The organism is Ferrimonas gelatinilytica (assembly GCF_039544205.1).
GTDB classification, from domain to species: domain Bacteria; phylum Pseudomonadota; class Gammaproteobacteria; order Enterobacterales; family Shewanellaceae; genus Ferrimonas; species Ferrimonas gelatinilytica.
This window is the reverse complement of record NZ_BAABLF010000009.1, coordinates 33,569-47,576: the sequence shown is the minus strand read 5'-3', so window position 1 is coordinate 47,576 and position 14,008 is coordinate 33,569. Positions and strand designations below refer to the sequence as shown.

Sequence of the window (14,008 nt, the reverse complement as noted above, 5' to 3'; positions counted from 1 at the left end):
CCCGTTGAACGCAGGCGAGCGATATTGGAAAAGATGTCTGACCAAAAAGAAACGCGGAACTCTCAGCGGGCGTTCCGAGTGTTATAACCAATGCCCCTCTTTGAGCGACAATTTCGACCAAAGGGCCGGTTTCCGCCCTTAGCATGACAGTGCAAGATCCCGACGCACCGGCCGCAAGGCTCAAGAGCCACCTCTTAGACACAGCGCCAAAGTCGATGGGGCACAGGGTCGGGCTTTAGGGCTAGAGGTCGCCCGAACGGATACCCCTGCCCCGTAGATAGCCCCTCACTGGCCAATCTCAGTAATGCTGGTCAATCCACTCCAGACGCTGCAGGAACTGCGTCATTGCCTGCTCATCCTCACTGTCAAGCTGGTAGCGGTTATGAAACTGGAGCAGCAGCTTGCTCTGGGCATCCTGCACAGCAACGCTGTAGCCATCCACCAAAGGTTCAACCGTCACCCCGTGGAGGTGGTAACTTTCCCCCGCTTTCTCGCCGTAACGCGTGGTCTTATCACAGATCCTCAGCGCCATTCGGACATCCAGTCGATTTTTCATTACCGCCCCCTCGACCCTTTACGACTCATCCCACGAGTATGTGCCTCCTCGGTCGCGTTTAGGATGATCCAGATCAGGTGGCGCTCAAATATTAAGCGCGACGCATCCTTGCATGATGGCCCGGCGTTTGAGCGTGATTTCTCAGGATCCGGCGGACAGGTTACAATTCGCCGCGCCCCTCTTCCCCTAAGCTATCAAGGAGTGACTCATGTTATCTGCCCTTCGCCGTGCGGCGGTCCTTACCCTGTTCGCCGTTTTGCCCCTGCAAGCAGAAACTCTGATGTTTACTGCCATTCCCGACCAGGATGAAACCCAACTTCGCACCCGCTTCGAGCAGGTCGGCCGCTACCTTAGTAAAGAGCTGGGTATCACGGTGGAATATGTTCCGGTGAAATCCTATGCCGCCGCCGTCACGGCGTTTCGTAACAACCAGGTTCACCTTGCCTGGTTTGGCGGCCTCTCCGGCGTTCAGGCCCGGCGCCTGGTCCCCGGCTCACAGGCAATTGCCCAGGGCGAAGAGGATCCGAATTTCATGAGCTACTTCATCGCCAACACCCAGACCGGTCTGACCGAGATGGAAAACCTGGATGCAGAGCGCTTCCATGGCTTGACCTTTACCTACGGCGCCAAGAGTTCCACCTCTGGCCGCTTGATGCCGCAATACCACATCGAGCAGGCGATGGGACCGGCAGAAGCCATCTTCTCGCGGGTGGGCTTCTCCGGCGATCACAGCCGAACCATCGCCCAGGTTGAAGCCGGGGTCTTTCAGGTAGGGGCGGTCAACTACAAGGTGTGGGACCGGGCGGTGGCCGATGGCCGCGTTGACCTGACCAAGGTACGTAAGATCTGGACCACCCCTGGCTACCCCGACTACCACTGGACTGTCCGTGGGGACCTGGATCCGCGCTTCGGTGAAGGCTTTACGCAGCGACTGCAGCAGGCCCTGCTCGACCTGGATGATCCCACCATCCTGGCGGCATTCCCCCGCAGCGGGTTCATCAAGGCGGACAATGACGATTTCGAGGCCATTGAGCAGGTTGCCCAATCCCTGGGACTGCTGCGCTGATGACCCTGCTCGCCCTGCCCGCGACCGAGATCCTGCGCGGCAACAAGCCCATCCTGACCCTGCCGGGCTTGACCATCGCGTCGGGGGAGAGGGTCGCCCTGCTGGGCCCCTCCGGTGCGGGGAAGTCGACATTGCTGGATGCCCTGTACCGCCTTCGGCCCCGGGAGATCGCCTGGTGTCCGCAGCAACTGGGCCTGGTGGAGCCACTCTCCCTGTTTCACAATGTCTATATCGGTGCCCTGGCCCGCCACTCCCTGCCCTACCATCTGGTCAACCTGGCCCGCCCCTGGCCAAATCGCTATCGGGAGATCCAGGAACTGATGACTCCCCTGGGACTGGCGGACCGCCTAGAAAGCCGGGTGGTTCACCTCTCCGGCGGCCAGCGCCAGCGTACCGCGTTGGGGCGGGCGCTCTACCGGCAACAACCCACCTTCCTGGGTGATGAGCCGATTACCGGTATCGATCCGGTCCAGGGCCCCGACATCCTCAGGCGGGTACTGGAGGCGCACACCACCAGCGTCGTGGCCCTGCACGATGCTGAACTGGCCAGGACCTGCTGTCATCGTCTGATCGGACTCAAGGCGGGTCGAATGCTGTTCGATAAAGCTGCCGGTGACGTCACGGACGGTGATCTGAACCGGCTGTACCGATGATCCCGAGACTGCGCCAGCACCCCTTTTTTACCACCCTCTTGCTGCTTGGCCTGATCGCTGCCCTGGGAGGCGACTGGCAGTGGAGTGCCACCGATCCCGCGGCGGAACTGGGCCGGGTTTTCGAGGGGCTCCTGAAGCCGGACTTCTTTGCCACCGAGTTTCTGTTCGATGCCCTGCTCACGACCGTCAGCATCGCGATACTGGGGATAGCCCTAGGGCTTGCTCTTGCACTCGGGTTGGTTCCCCTCTACCGCTATGCGCCAGTGCGCCTGCTCTGCACCGCAGTGCGGGCCGTCCACGAACTGTTCTGGGCCCTGCTGTTTCTGCAACTGTTCGGCCTCTCCAGCCAGACCGCCCTGCTCGCTTTGGCGCTGCCCTACGGCGCAACCTTTGCGCGGGTGTTCAGCGGCATCCTGGCGCAGGCGCCCAGCAGCATCGCGCTCGCTCTGCCGGCAGGCTCCAGTCCGCTGACCCGGCTCATCTATGGCCAGATCCTGCCGGTCTGGCCCGCGCTGCTCAGCTACACCCGCTACCGCTTCGAGTGTGCCCTGCGGGCCTCGGCGGTCCTGGGATTTGTGGGCTTGCCGACCCTGGGGTTTCATCTTGAGACCGCATTTCGACAGGGTCACTACGCGCAGGGCGGCGCCCTGCTCTGGCTGTTCCTGCTGCTGATCGGCAGCCAGAAATGGTGGCTCAACCGCTTTTCCCTGGTTCCCCTGTTTGTGGCGTCCCTGCTCTGGCTACCTTGGCAATGGCACCCGGACCTCACCTGGGCCAGGCAGTTTCTTGGCCAGGAGATCTGGCCCCAGTTGCAATACACCCAAGGCTCATGGTTGCTCTGGGTGAAGTCCCTCGCTCAGCAAGCCCTGCCCGGACTCTGGGCCACCTTGATGATGGCCTTCATGGCGCTGATGCTCAGTGGCTTAATCGCTGTGCTGGCGTGGCCGCTCGGCACCGGCCGCCTCTGGCCCAGCCTGGGTCCGATAAAGGGCGTATGGCTGGGACGGGGCGCACTGCTGGTGGGCCGTTCACTGCCGGAATTACTGCTGGCCTTCATCCTACTGCTGGTGTTCGGTCCCTCGATGCTGCCCGCGGCGGTGGCACTGGCTATCCATAACGGCAGTCTGATTGCCCACCTGGTTTCCCAACGGGCCGACAGCCTGCCCCTGCGCGCCGACTGTGGCCGAAGCCCCGCGCATTGGCTTTACGAGTACCTGCCCCGCCTGGGCCCTGGGATCGCCGATCTGCTCACCTACCGGTTTGAGATCATGCTCAGGGAGACGGCGATGCTGGGGATGCTGGGGGTGGCAAGCCTCGGGTTTTATGTCGACAGCGCCTTCGAGCTGTTCCAGTTCGACCTGGCCTTTGGCCTCATCCTGGTCACCGCCCTGCTCAATATCCTGGTAGCCGCACTCTGCCGACGCCTGGTTCGGACACAGTAGCGCCATCGAGACAAAAAATTCAGCCCCTCACATTGGAGGGGCTGAGTCATCACGCCAGTTCGGTTAACCCACCGCAGCGGTTCAGAGCTCGATCACATCGAAAGGCACCACGGGATCAACGTCCGCATCGTAGTCGATCCCTTCAAGGCCAAAGCCGAACAGGCTCAGGAACTCCGCCTTGTACTCCCGGTAATCGGTTAACTCCGCCAGGTTGTCATCGGTCAACTTTGGCCACAGGGCCCTGCAGTGCTGCTGGATCTCTTCACGCAGCTCCCAATCATCCAGGCGCAAGCGGTTCTCTTCGTCAGTGGGTAACTCGCCGTCGGCGCGGTAGAGGCGATCCCGCAGCATTCGCCACACCTGCTCGATGCAACCCTCGTGCAGCCCCTCCTCCCGCATCTTCTTGAAGACCATGGCGATGTATAACGGCATCACCGGGATCGCGGAAGAGGCCTGGGTCACCACCGACTTCAGAACAGCCACGTTGGCACCACCGCCAATACCGGCAAGCTTCTGATCCAGGGCCTTAGCGGCCCGGTCCAGATCCTTCTTCGCTTCCCCCAGGGCGCCGTGCCAGTAGATCGGCCAGGTAATTTCCGTCCCGATGTAGCTGTACGCCACCGTACGGCAGCCCTCAGCCAGGACACCGGCCTCCGCCAGGGCGTTGATCCAGAGCTCCCAGTCTTCACCGCCCATCACGGTCACGGTGTCTTTAACCTCCTGCTCAGTAGCTGGCTCAATGCTGGCTTCGAACAGGGTGTCCTTGTTGGTGTCCACGGCAGTCGCGGTGTAGGTTTGGCCCATCGGCTTCAGGGAGGAGCGAACCAGCTCGCCACTGTCCGGCAGTTTGCGTACCGGCGAGGCCAGTGAGTAAACCACCATGTCGATCTGACCCAGATCCGCCTTGATCAGCTCGATCGCCTTCTGTTTGGCCTCGTGGGAGAAGGCATCGCCGTTGATGCTCTTCGCGTACTTACCTGCCTCATGGGCCGCTTTATCAAAGGCGGCGGCGTTGTACCAACCCGCGGTCCCCGGCTTACGCTCAGTGGCCGGCTTTTCGAAAAATACGCCGATGGTCGCCGCATCGCTGCCAAAGGCTGCCGAGATCCGCGAAGCCAGGCCGTAGCCGCTGGAGGAGCCCACCACGAGGACCCGCTTGGGGCCATTCTCAAGCTTGGGCTGGGACTGTACGTAGGCGATCTGGTCACGCACATTTTTCTCGCACCCCAGCGGGTGGGTGGTGGTGCAGATAAAGCCGCGAATTTTCGGTTTGATAATCATCGATATTTCCCTAAGCGCAGATGCATGCACAACCGCTATGCGACTGCATACAGACAGATTTTCACGCAGGCAAGGTTACCCCAAAGCCCGAAGGCAACCAAGCTGCGCCATGCTGATCAGACCAATACAAAACAGAAACGGCGGCCCGAAGGCCGCCGTTTTACAGATCCTGATCCCTTACTGCTTGTTGCCAGCCAGGTACAGGATAGAGGCTTCCGCACGCAGGCTTTCCAGCAACGCCTGGTAGCCGGCTTCACTGAGCTGCTGAGTCAACTGACTCTGCAGCTGTGCCGCGTTGTCCACCTCGCTGGGCAGGTTCACCTGGTCCAGTGCTACTACGGCGATGTCGCCATTGGTAAGCGGGGTAGTTTCAAAGCGGGCACCAGTATCAGCGGGCACCATCTTGAAGATGTGCTGGACCAACGCAGGATCCAACTCGGCGGTGCCCATTCTCGGTACGGCATCCAGTTCAATGACCGCTTCGGGCTCGCTGCCCTGCTGCCACTGGGTGAGAACCTGCTCCGCCTGCTCTTCCGCCAGGGCGGAGGCCTTCTCGTTCAGCAGACGCTGCTCGATATCACCACGAACCTGATCCAGAGGCAGGGTTCCCTGCTCGATATGTTCCTCGACACGCAGCACCAGCACGTGGCCGTTATCGACCTCGACCAGATCGGAGTTCATGCCATCCAGCAATACGCTGTCAGAGAACGCGGCGGATTGCACACGAGGATCGTCGAACGGCGTCGGGGCAGTATTACGGGAGAACAGAGCGGTCTCCTTCACCTCAGCATTGACCGCCTTGGCGGCCTCAACCAGGGAATCCGGCACTTCGAAGCTCACGTCCGCCAACGTCTGCTGCAGGGCATAAAATTCGCGCTGTGCCTTATCGGTTTTCAGGGTCTCGACGATCTCCGCCTTCACCTCAGCAAAGGGACGGACGGTCTTCTCTGCGATCGCCTTGGCCTGAACCAGCTGGAAGCCAAAGTCGGTCTCGATAACGTCGGACACCTCGCCCTGTGCCAAACCGAACAAGGCTGTATCGAACTGGGGATCCATGGTACCCGGGCTCATCCAATCCAGTTCCCCGCCATTTTCAGCGGTGAAACTGTCATCGGAAGCTTCCTTTGCCACGTCGGCAAAAGCCTCACCAGCACGTACCCGGGCCAGAGCAGCCTCTGCCCGAGCTTTGGCATCGTCACCCTCAAACAGCATGTGGGCAGCCAGACGGCGCTCCGGCTGCGTGTAGTGCACAGATTGGGCGTCGTAGTATTGCTGGGCTTCCTCGTCGGTCACATCGAACTGACCGGCCATGTCGGTAACACTCAGCTCAACATAACTGGCCCGGATCTGCTCCGGCTGGACGAACTCCATCGGGTTGTCGTTGTAGTAAGCTTCCACCTCCGCCGCATCGACGCTGACCTGATCGCGAAACGCTTCAGCACCCACGGTGACATAGCGGAAATCCCGGGTCTGCTGAAGCAGTTGCGCCAGGCTGGTGACTTCAGGAGCTGTGGTAAATTCACTGCCCAGCAAGCCGTTCATCAGCTGCTGACGGCTCAGGTCCTGGCGCAACAGTGCCGCCAGGCGGGGGCCGTTCAAGCCGCTTTGACGCAGTACCGCTTGGTAGCGGTCATTATCGAAACGACCATCCACCTGGAACTCCGGCATCTGCACGATCGCCTGTTGGACCTGGGCATCGGAAACCCGCAGACCCATTTCGGCCACCTTCTGATCCAGCAGGCGCTCCGCAATCAAGCGGTCCAGCACACTCTGGCGTAAACCGGACATGTAGTTGGCGTCGGCCGCCAAGCTATCAAACATTTCGCCGAGCTGAGCGCGCATACGCTGTTGCTCCTGCTGAAAGGCCTGGTCCAGATCGTAACGGCTGATCTCTTCCCCGTTGACTTCAGCGGCGAGCTGCTCGGCATTACTGCCCAAGTAGCTGTACACACCGGTCAGAGCAAAAGAGAGGATCACCGCACCAAGGATGATCTTGGCAATCGGCCCCTGGGAGCCTTCACGGATCTTTTCTAACATCTACCTACTCTATTTCTGGTTCTGGGTAATCGATAATAAGGGTGTCGGATAGTAACAAAAAAAGCGCACCTTCGCAGGGTGCGCTTCATCGCTTTTAGTTACGCTCATACACGCATCACTAAAACAACAACGCCCAAGTCGATGCTTGAGCGTTGAAGAGTAAACTGTGCTTAGTTTACGGCGTCTTTCAGCGCTTTACCGGCTTTGAAAGCAGGGATCTTAGCAGCTGCGATCTTGATCTCTTTACCAGTCTGCGGGTTGCGACCGGTGCGCTCAGCGCGCTCACGAACTTCGAAGGTGCCGAAGCCTACCAAAGAGATTTTATCACCGCTCTTCAGAGACTCAGTGATGGAATCGATAAAAGAGTCCAGAGCGCGACCTGCTGCCGCTTTGGAAATATCAGCACCGGAAGCAATTTGATCGATCAGTTGAGATTTGTTCATTTCATCCCCTTGAATTCTATTTTTCGCACCGCCGCACGTCCTAATTCTGTACGGTCTGCGGAGGTTTTATAACAAGCTTGAATTTGAAGTTCAAGCACCATCCAGACAGCTAAGTCCATTTTTCGGATACGGCTCAAACCCAGCACTGCCGCGGTCTGTAGCGCAGTTAAGGTTTGTTCGTTGTCTACACTACCACGTATTTTGACGTTGAAAAGCCCTTTTGAGCTGGATCCATTAAAAAATGCGCCTAGGAAGGCGCATTTTTTATTTAGCCGCTTAAGATTTGGCTTTTACCAACTCAAAACCCGCCGGGGCATTCTCCAGTGCCAGCTCTAGAACCTCGTCAATCCAGCGTACCGCTTTAATTTCCAGGTCCTGTTTCACGTTGTCCGGGATCTCCTCCAGATCACGCTCGTTCTCCTTGGGGATCAATACACGCTTGATGCCGCCACGATGGGCCGCCAGCAACTTCTCCTTGAGGCCACCGATAGGCAGTACCTCACCGCGTAGGGTGATCTCCCCGGTCATCGCCACATCGGAGCGAACCGGGTTCCCGGTCAGGGAGGAAACTAGCGCCGTACACATGGCGATCCCCGCAGAGGGACCATCCTTCGGGGTCGCGCCTTCTGGCACATGCACGTGGATGTCACGCTTCTCATAGAAGTCGCTGTTAACGCGCAACTTCTCGGCCCGAGCCCGAACGACGGTCATCGCGGCCTGGATCGACTCCTGCATCACATCCCCGAGTGACCCGGTGTAGGTCAACTTACCCTTACCGGGTACCGAGGTGGTTTCAATGGTCAGCAGGTCCCCCCCCACCTCGGTCCAGGCCAGCCCGGTTACCTGGCCAATGCGGTTACTCTCCTCCGCCTTGCCATAATCAAAACGCTGTACCCCGAGGAACTCCTTGAGGTTGCTGGCATCGACCCGAACCGGCTTCTTCACCATGCCCAGCAGCAGCTGCTTCACCGCCTTGCGACAGATCTTGGAGATCTCCCGCTCCAGGCTACGAACCCCCGCTTCCCGGGTGTAGTAGCGGATGATGCCGATGATCGCCTCATCGGTGATCTCCAGCTCGTCCGCTTTCACCCCGTTACGCTTCAACTGTTTATCCAGCAGATGCTGCTTGGCAATATTGAGTTTCTCATCCTCGGTATAGCCGGAGAGACGGATCACCTCCATCCGGTCCAGCAGCGGGCCGGGGATGTTCATCGAGTTGGAGGTCGCCACAAACATCACGTCGGAGAGGTCGTAATCCACCTCAAGATAATGATCGTTAAACGCGCTATTCTGCTCGGGATCCAGCACCTCCAGCAGCGCCGAGGCAGGATCACCGCGCATGTCCGAACTCATCTTGTCGATCTCATCGAGCAGGAAGAGCGGGTTCTTCACCCCGACCTTGGACATCTTCTGAATCAACTTGCCCGGCATGGAGCCAATGTAGGTGCGACGGTGACCACGGATCTCCGCCTCGTCACGAACGCCCCCCAGCGCCATGCGCACATACTTGCGTCCCGTCGCGCGGGCGATGGACTGACCCAGGGAGGTTTTCCCCACCCCCGGCGGGCCAACCAGGCAGAGGATCGGCCCCTTCAGCTGTTTGACCCGGGCCTGGACCGCGAGGTACTCCAGGATCCTGTCCTTCACCTTCTCCAGCCCGTAGTGGTCCGCATCCAGAATTTCGCTGGCCACCGCCAGGTCCTTCTTCACCTTGGAACGCTTGGTCCAGGGCACCCCGACCATCCAATCGACGTAGCTGCGCACCACGGTGGCTTCCGCGGACATCGGCGACATCATCTTGAGCTTATTGAGCTCTGCGGTGGCTTTCTCCTTGGCCTCCGCCGGCATCTTGGCCTCTTCAATCTTCTGAGCCAGTGCCTCGAATTCGTCTGGCGCATCATCCAGCTCACCCAGCTCTTTCTGGATCGCCTTCATCTGCTCGTTGAGATAGTACTCCCGCTGGCTCTTCTCCATCTGCTTCTTCACCCGGCCGCGGATCTTCTTCTCCACCTGGAGAATGTCGATCTCCGACTCCATGGTGGCCATCAGGAACTCAAGACGCTCCGTCACGTCCACCATCTCAATCACCGCCTGCTTATCTTCCAGCTTCAGCGGCATATGGGCGGCCATGGTGTCGGCCAGGCGGGCAGCTTCATCGATGCCGTTGAGCGAGGTCAGGACCTCAGGCGGGATCTTCTTGTTCAGCTTGATGTAGCCTTCAAACTGACTGATGGCGGTGCGAACCAGCACCTCCTCTTCCCGCTCCGGCACCGGCTTGAAGGGCAGGAATTCAGCATCCGCCACAAAGAAAGGGTCCAGATCGGTAAACTCGGAGATGCGGGCACGCTGCCCCCCCTCTACCAGCACCTTGACCGTACCGTCGGGCAGTTTTAACAGCTGCAGGATGGACGCAACCGTGCCGACCGGGTAGATGTCATCTTGCTCCGGATCGTCCTGATCCGCTTCACGCTGAGCCACCAACAGAACCTGTTTATCCTGTTCCATCGCAGCTTCGAGACAACTGATTGATTTCGGGCGTCCCACGAAAAGCGGGATCACCATGTGGGGGTAAACCACCACATCCCTTAGGGGGAGCACGGGAATGACAACGTGATCAGATCGCTCTAGGGTCATCGCTTACGTCCATATTTGCTGCAGGAAGGTTATAACCCAGTATATGGGGCCGGATCTTTCAGATTCAATCATTTGGGTACAAAAAAGGGGCCAAGTGGCCCCTTTACAATCAATTACCTGGACGCTTAACCGTCAGAGGAAGCAGCCTGGGTGTCGTTGCGGTAGATCAGCAGGGGATCAGATTCCCCATTGATCACCGACTCATCCACCACCACCTTCTCGACGTTGTCGATGGAGGGCAGGTCGTACATGGTGTTGAGCAGCGTACCCTCAACGATGGAGCGCAGACCCCGTGCACCGGTTTTACGCTCCATCGCCTTACGAGCGATGGCACGCAGCGCGTCTTCACGAAACTCCAGTTCCACCCCTTCCAGGTCAAACAGGGCGCCATACTGCTTAGTCAGCGCATTTTTCGGCTCCTGCAGGATCTGGATCAGCGCCTCCTCATCCAGCTCCCCCAGAGTCGCGAGTACAGGTAGGCGGCCGATGAATTCGGGGATCAGGCCGTACTTCACCAGATCTTCCGGCTCCACCTGAGCGAAGGCCTCGGTCAGAGACTTACCATCATCCTTGCTGCGCACCTCGGCGCCGAAACCGATCCCGGTGCCAACGAAGGCGCGCTGCTCCACCACTTTATCCAAGCCGGCAAAGGCACCACCACAGATAAAGAGGATCTTGGAGGTATCCACCTGCAGGAACTCCTGCTGAGGGTGCTTGCGCCCGCCCTGGGGCGGAACCGCGGCCACTGTCCCTTCGATCAGTTTCAGCAGCGCCTGCTGCACCCCTTCTCCGGAGACATCCCGGGTGATGGAGGGGTTATCAGATTTGCGCGAGATCTTATCAATCTCATCGATGTACACGATGCCACGCTGCGCCTTCTCGACGTCGTAGTCGCACTTCTGAAGCAGCTTCTGAATGATGTTTTCAACATCCTCACCCACATAACCGGCTTCGGTCAGGGTGGTGGCATCGGCCATGGTAAAGGGCACATCCAGAAGACGTGCCATGGTCTCCGCAAGCAGGGTCTTACCCGAGCCGGTGGGACCGATCAGCAGGATGTTGCTTTTCCCCAGCTCAACCTCGGCGTTAACACCACCGTGGCGCAAACGCTTGTAGTGGTTGTACACCGCGACGGACAGTACCTTCTTCGCTTGCTCCTGACCGATGACGTAATCATCCAGGTGAGCACGGATCTCATGAGGGGTTGGCAAACGATCGGCTTGACGCTTCGGCGTCAGCTCTTTTACTTCTTCGCGGATAATGTCGTTACACAGCTCAACGCATTCATCACACACATAGACAGAAGGGCCGGCAATCAGTTTGCGCACTTCATGTTGGCTTTTGCCACAAAAAGAGCAATACAACAGCTTGCTGTTGTCGCCATCACCCTTATGAATATCACTCATTCATTACCCCTTCATTCAGGCGCGTTGCAGTCTTTATACAGTCTACGACAGGGTACACGCTTTTGCGTTACTCCGTCACCCGACGTGACAGGACGGAATCGACCAACCCATATTTGACCGAATCTTCCGCACTCATGAAATTATCACGGTCGGTGTCGCGTTCGATCACGTCCAGTGGTTGCCCGGTATGCTCCGCCAGTAACGTGTTCAGTTTGTGCTTGATCCCCATAATCTCCTTGGCATGGATGGCGATATCGGACGCCTGTCCCTGGAAGCCGCCCAGAGGCTGGTGGATCATCACACGTGCGTTCGGCAGACAGTGGCGCTTGCCCTTGGCGCCGCCCGCCAGCAGGAAAGCCCCCATGCTGGCCGCCTGTCCCATACAGACAGTACTGACATCCGGCTTGATGAACTGCATGGTGTCATAGATGGACATGCCCGCGGTGACCGAGCCACCCGGTGAATTGATATACAAGTAGATATCTTTATCCGGATTCTCAGACTCCAGGAACAGCAGCTGAGCCGCCACCAGGTTTGCCATATGGTCTTCCACCGGGCCGGTCAGGAAGATGACACGCTCCTTCAGCAAGCGGGAATAGATGTCGTAAGAGCGCTCGCCCTTGGCAGTCTGTTCCACCACCATCGGGACTAAGGCGTTCAAAGGAGAATCTTGCAAATTCTGCATGGTATGTCGTTTCCCTAACAAAATGGCTCGTATGAGTGAAGCCTCATACGAGCCATTATATGATTGGCCTAAGCGGCCAAGTCAAATCACAGAGAATTAGCGCTGCTGATTCATGAACTCTTCGAAGTTCACTGGCTTCTCAGTGACTTTAGCGTCCGCCAGCAGAGCTTCAACCGCTTGCTCTTCCAGGGCGACGTTGCGCATGTTCTGCATCATCTCCTGGTTCTTGGCGTAGTAGTCTTTCACTTCCTGCGGATCTTCGTAAGCGGACGCCATTTCGGCGATCAGCGCTTCAACACGCTCGTCATCCACTTTCAGCTCTTTGGTCTTGATCACTTCGCCCAGCAACAGGCCGACTTGAACACGACGCTTAGCTTCATCAGCAAAGAGTTCCGCCGGCAGCTCAGGCATGTTGTTGCCTTGGGCACCGCCGAAACGCTGCATCGCCTGCTGGCGCAGCTGGTTCACTTCCTGATCGATCAGGGCAGACGGCATGTCGATGTCGTTAGCCTTAACCAGACCTTGGATCACTTGGTTTTTAACCGCGTTTTTCAGCGCTTGCTTCAGCTCACGCTCCATGTTCTTACGAACTTCCGCGCGCAGGGCTTCCACACCGCCTTCGGCAATACCGAACTTGACAACGAAGTCGTCGTTCAGCTCCGGCAGGGCCTGGGCTTCAACGCTGTGCAGCTTGATGGCGAACTGAGCGGCTTTGCCTTTCAGGTTCTCGGCGTGGTACTCCTCGGGGAAGGTCACGTCGATGGTGAACTCTTCACCCGCTTTGTGACCCTTGATGCCCTCTTCGAAGCCAGGGATCATGCGGCCGGAGCCGATCACGATATCGAAGTTCTCGGACTTGCCGCCGTCGAACTCTTCGCCGTCGATGGAACCGGTGAAGTCCAGCTTGACGCGATCGTCGTCGCCCGCTTCGCGCTCTACCAACTCAAAGGTGGCGTGCTGCTTACGCAGGGTTTCCAGCATGTTGTCGACGTTTTCGTCGGTCACTTCGCAGGTCGGCTGTTCCACTTCGATGGCATCCAGACCGCTCAGTTCCACTTCCGGGTACACTTCGAAAATGGCGGCAAACTCCAGGTCTTTGCCCTCTTCGGAGCTCAGCGGCTCGAACTTCGGCATACCGGCAGGGTTCAACTTCTCGTCCATAACGGCTTTGAAGAAGCTGTGCTGCATCACGTCACCCATAACCTGGGCACGGATGGCGCTACCGTAACGCTTTTTAAATACGGAAACCGGCACCTTGCCAGGACGGAAGCCGTCCAGACGGACACGCTTGGCTTCTTTCTTCATCTCTTCTGTCACCTTGGGCTCGAACTCGGTCGCTGCCACGGTGATGGTCATGCGGCGTTCCAGGCCCTGGGTGGTTTCAACGGAAACTTGCATTTCGTTACCTCAAGTACTCGATGTTCTTTTGCATCCCGCAGGCATGGCCCACAGGTAAAAATCTGGGCCCGATCTGCGGCATCAAACACCGAAAACCGGGCTGGCAGGCGTCCACGCCTTTCCAGTTACCTAAATTAAGGACGCGCCATTATAGCGACAGCCCTCGGCGGAGTACAGACAGCGGCGGCCCGGGCAAGAAAAAAGGGGAGATGCTTCGGCATCTCCCCTTTTTCGGGTATAGGGTGGGGTGGCTAACGGGACTTGAACCCGCGACAACCGGAATCACAATCCGGGACTCTACCAACTGAGCTATAGCCACCACAATTTGAATGGCACGCCCGGCAGGATTCGAACCTGCGGCCATCCGCTTAGAAGGCGGATGCTCTATCCAACTGAGCTACGGGCGC

11 protein-coding genes and 2 tRNA genes are annotated in these 14,008 nt (G+C 58.4%); 3 read left to right on the top strand and 10 right to left on the bottom strand.

The window, feature by feature from the left end; translation table 11 throughout:
- Positions 1-298: 298 nt before the first annotated feature.
- Complete coding sequence (locus ABD997_RS08720) at positions 299-556, bottom strand: DUF3081 family protein (RefSeq protein WP_345316623.1); 258 nt, start codon at positions 554-556, stop codon at positions 299-301.
- Positions 557-764: 208 nt separating this feature from the next.
- Here ABD997_RS08720 and ABD997_RS08715 point away from each other — a divergent pair, with 208 nt between their 5' ends.
- Genes ABD997_RS08715 through ABD997_RS08705 form a run of 3 tightly spaced genes read left to right on the top strand, consistent with a single transcriptional unit; the run spans position 765 to position 3,717 of the window.
- Positions 765-1,622 carry a putative selenate ABC transporter substrate-binding protein gene (locus tag ABD997_RS08715; RefSeq protein ID WP_345316622.1) on the top strand — a complete coding sequence of 286 codons (858 nt, stop codon included), beginning with the start codon at positions 765-767 and terminating at the stop codon, positions 1,620-1,622.
- A complete protein-coding gene (locus tag ABD997_RS08710) occupies positions 1,622-2,275 on the top strand; it encodes an ATP-binding cassette domain-containing protein (protein WP_345316621.1) in 654 nt (217 codons plus the stop codon). Before ABD997_RS08715 ends, ABD997_RS08710 begins: the two co-directional genes overlap by 1 nt.
- Positions 2,272-3,717, top strand: a complete 1,446-nt coding sequence (locus tag ABD997_RS08705) for a PhnE/PtxC family ABC transporter permease (RefSeq protein WP_345316620.1) — start codon at positions 2,272-2,274, stop codon at positions 3,715-3,717. Before ABD997_RS08710 ends, ABD997_RS08705 begins: the two co-directional genes overlap by 4 nt.
- Before the next feature lie 81 nt (positions 3,718-3,798).
- Here the strand turns inward: ABD997_RS08705 and fabV are convergent, their stop codons facing one another.
- From fabV to ABD997_RS08660, 9 genes are all read right to left on the bottom strand, one after another.
- On the bottom strand, positions 3,799-4,998 hold the full coding sequence (fabV, locus tag ABD997_RS08700) for an enoyl-ACP reductase FabV (RefSeq protein ID WP_345316619.1): 1,200 nt from the start codon (positions 4,996-4,998) through the stop codon (positions 3,799-3,801).
- A gap of 177 nt (positions 4,999-5,175) precedes the next feature.
- The gene (locus tag ABD997_RS08695; protein WP_345316618.1) at positions 5,176-7,035 is read right to left on the bottom strand and encodes a SurA N-terminal domain-containing protein; all 1,860 of its coding nucleotides are present in this window, start codon (positions 7,033-7,035) and stop codon (positions 5,176-5,178) included.
- Positions 7,036-7,205: 170 nt separating this feature from the next.
- Entirely contained in the window at positions 7,206-7,478 is a 273-nt protein-coding gene (gene hupB, locus ABD997_RS08690; RefSeq protein WP_298441218.1) for a nucleoid-associated protein HU-beta, read from the bottom strand.
- 276 nt (positions 7,479-7,754) lie between these two features.
- Positions 7,755-10,112, bottom strand: coding sequence for an endopeptidase La (gene lon, locus ABD997_RS08685; RefSeq protein ID WP_345316617.1), 2,358 nt, complete (start codon positions 10,110-10,112; stop codon positions 7,755-7,757).
- 125 nt (positions 10,113-10,237) lie between these two features.
- Positions 10,238-11,518, bottom strand: a complete 1,281-nt coding sequence (gene clpX / locus ABD997_RS08680; protein ID WP_345316616.1) for an ATP-dependent protease ATP-binding subunit ClpX — start codon at positions 11,516-11,518, stop codon at positions 10,238-10,240.
- A gap of 67 nt (positions 11,519-11,585) precedes the next feature.
- Positions 11,586-12,203, bottom strand: coding sequence for an ATP-dependent Clp endopeptidase proteolytic subunit ClpP (clpP, locus tag ABD997_RS08675; RefSeq protein ID WP_345316615.1), 618 nt, complete (start codon positions 12,201-12,203; stop codon positions 11,586-11,588).
- 96 nt (positions 12,204-12,299) lie between these two features.
- Complete coding sequence (gene tig, locus ABD997_RS08670; protein ID WP_345316614.1) at positions 12,300-13,601, bottom strand: trigger factor; 1,302 nt, start codon at positions 13,599-13,601, stop codon at positions 12,300-12,302.
- Positions 13,602-13,844: 243 nt separating this feature from the next.
- Positions 13,845-13,920, bottom strand: a tRNA-His gene (locus ABD997_RS08665).
- Between the two features lie 11 nt (positions 13,921-13,931).
- Positions 13,932-14,008: transfer RNA gene (locus ABD997_RS08660), tRNA-Arg, on the bottom strand.

Bases quoted from the DNA above. Each gene is read 5' to 3' on its own strand.
- ABD997_RS08705 (WP_345316620.1), top strand. From the start codon at position 2,272: ATGATCCCGAGACTGCGCCAGCACCCCTTTTTTACCACCCTCTTGCTG.
- hupB (WP_298441218.1), bottom strand. From the start codon at position 7,478: ATGAACAAATCTCAACTGATCGATCAAATTGCTTCCGGTGCTGATATT.
- lon (WP_345316617.1), bottom strand. From the start codon at position 10,112: ATGACCCTAGAGCGATCTGATCACGTTGTCATTCCCGTGCTCCCCCTA.
- ABD997_RS08720 (WP_345316623.1), bottom strand. From the start codon at position 556: ATGAAAAATCGACTGGATGTCCGAATGGCGCTGAGGATCTGTGATAAG.
- tig (WP_345316614.1), bottom strand. From the start codon at position 13,601: ATGCAAGTTTCCGTTGAAACCACCCAGGGCCTGGAACGCCGCATGACC.
- clpX (WP_345316616.1), bottom strand. From the start codon at position 11,518: ATGAGTGATATTCATAAGGGTGATGGCGACAACAGCAAGCTGTTGTAT.
- clpP (WP_345316615.1), bottom strand. From the start codon at position 12,203: ATGCAGAATTTGCAAGATTCTCCTTTGAACGCCTTAGTCCCGATGGTG.
- fabV (WP_345316619.1), bottom strand. From the start codon at position 4,998: ATGATTATCAAACCGAAAATTCGCGGCTTTATCTGCACCACCACCCAC.
- ABD997_RS08695 (WP_345316618.1), bottom strand. From the start codon at position 7,035: ATGTTAGAAAAGATCCGTGAAGGCTCCCAGGGGCCGATTGCCAAGATC.
- ABD997_RS08715 (WP_345316622.1), top strand. From the start codon at position 765: ATGTTATCTGCCCTTCGCCGTGCGGCGGTCCTTACCCTGTTCGCCGTT.
- ABD997_RS08710 (WP_345316621.1), top strand. From the start codon at position 1,622: ATGACCCTGCTCGCCCTGCCCGCGACCGAGATCCTGCGCGGCAACAAG.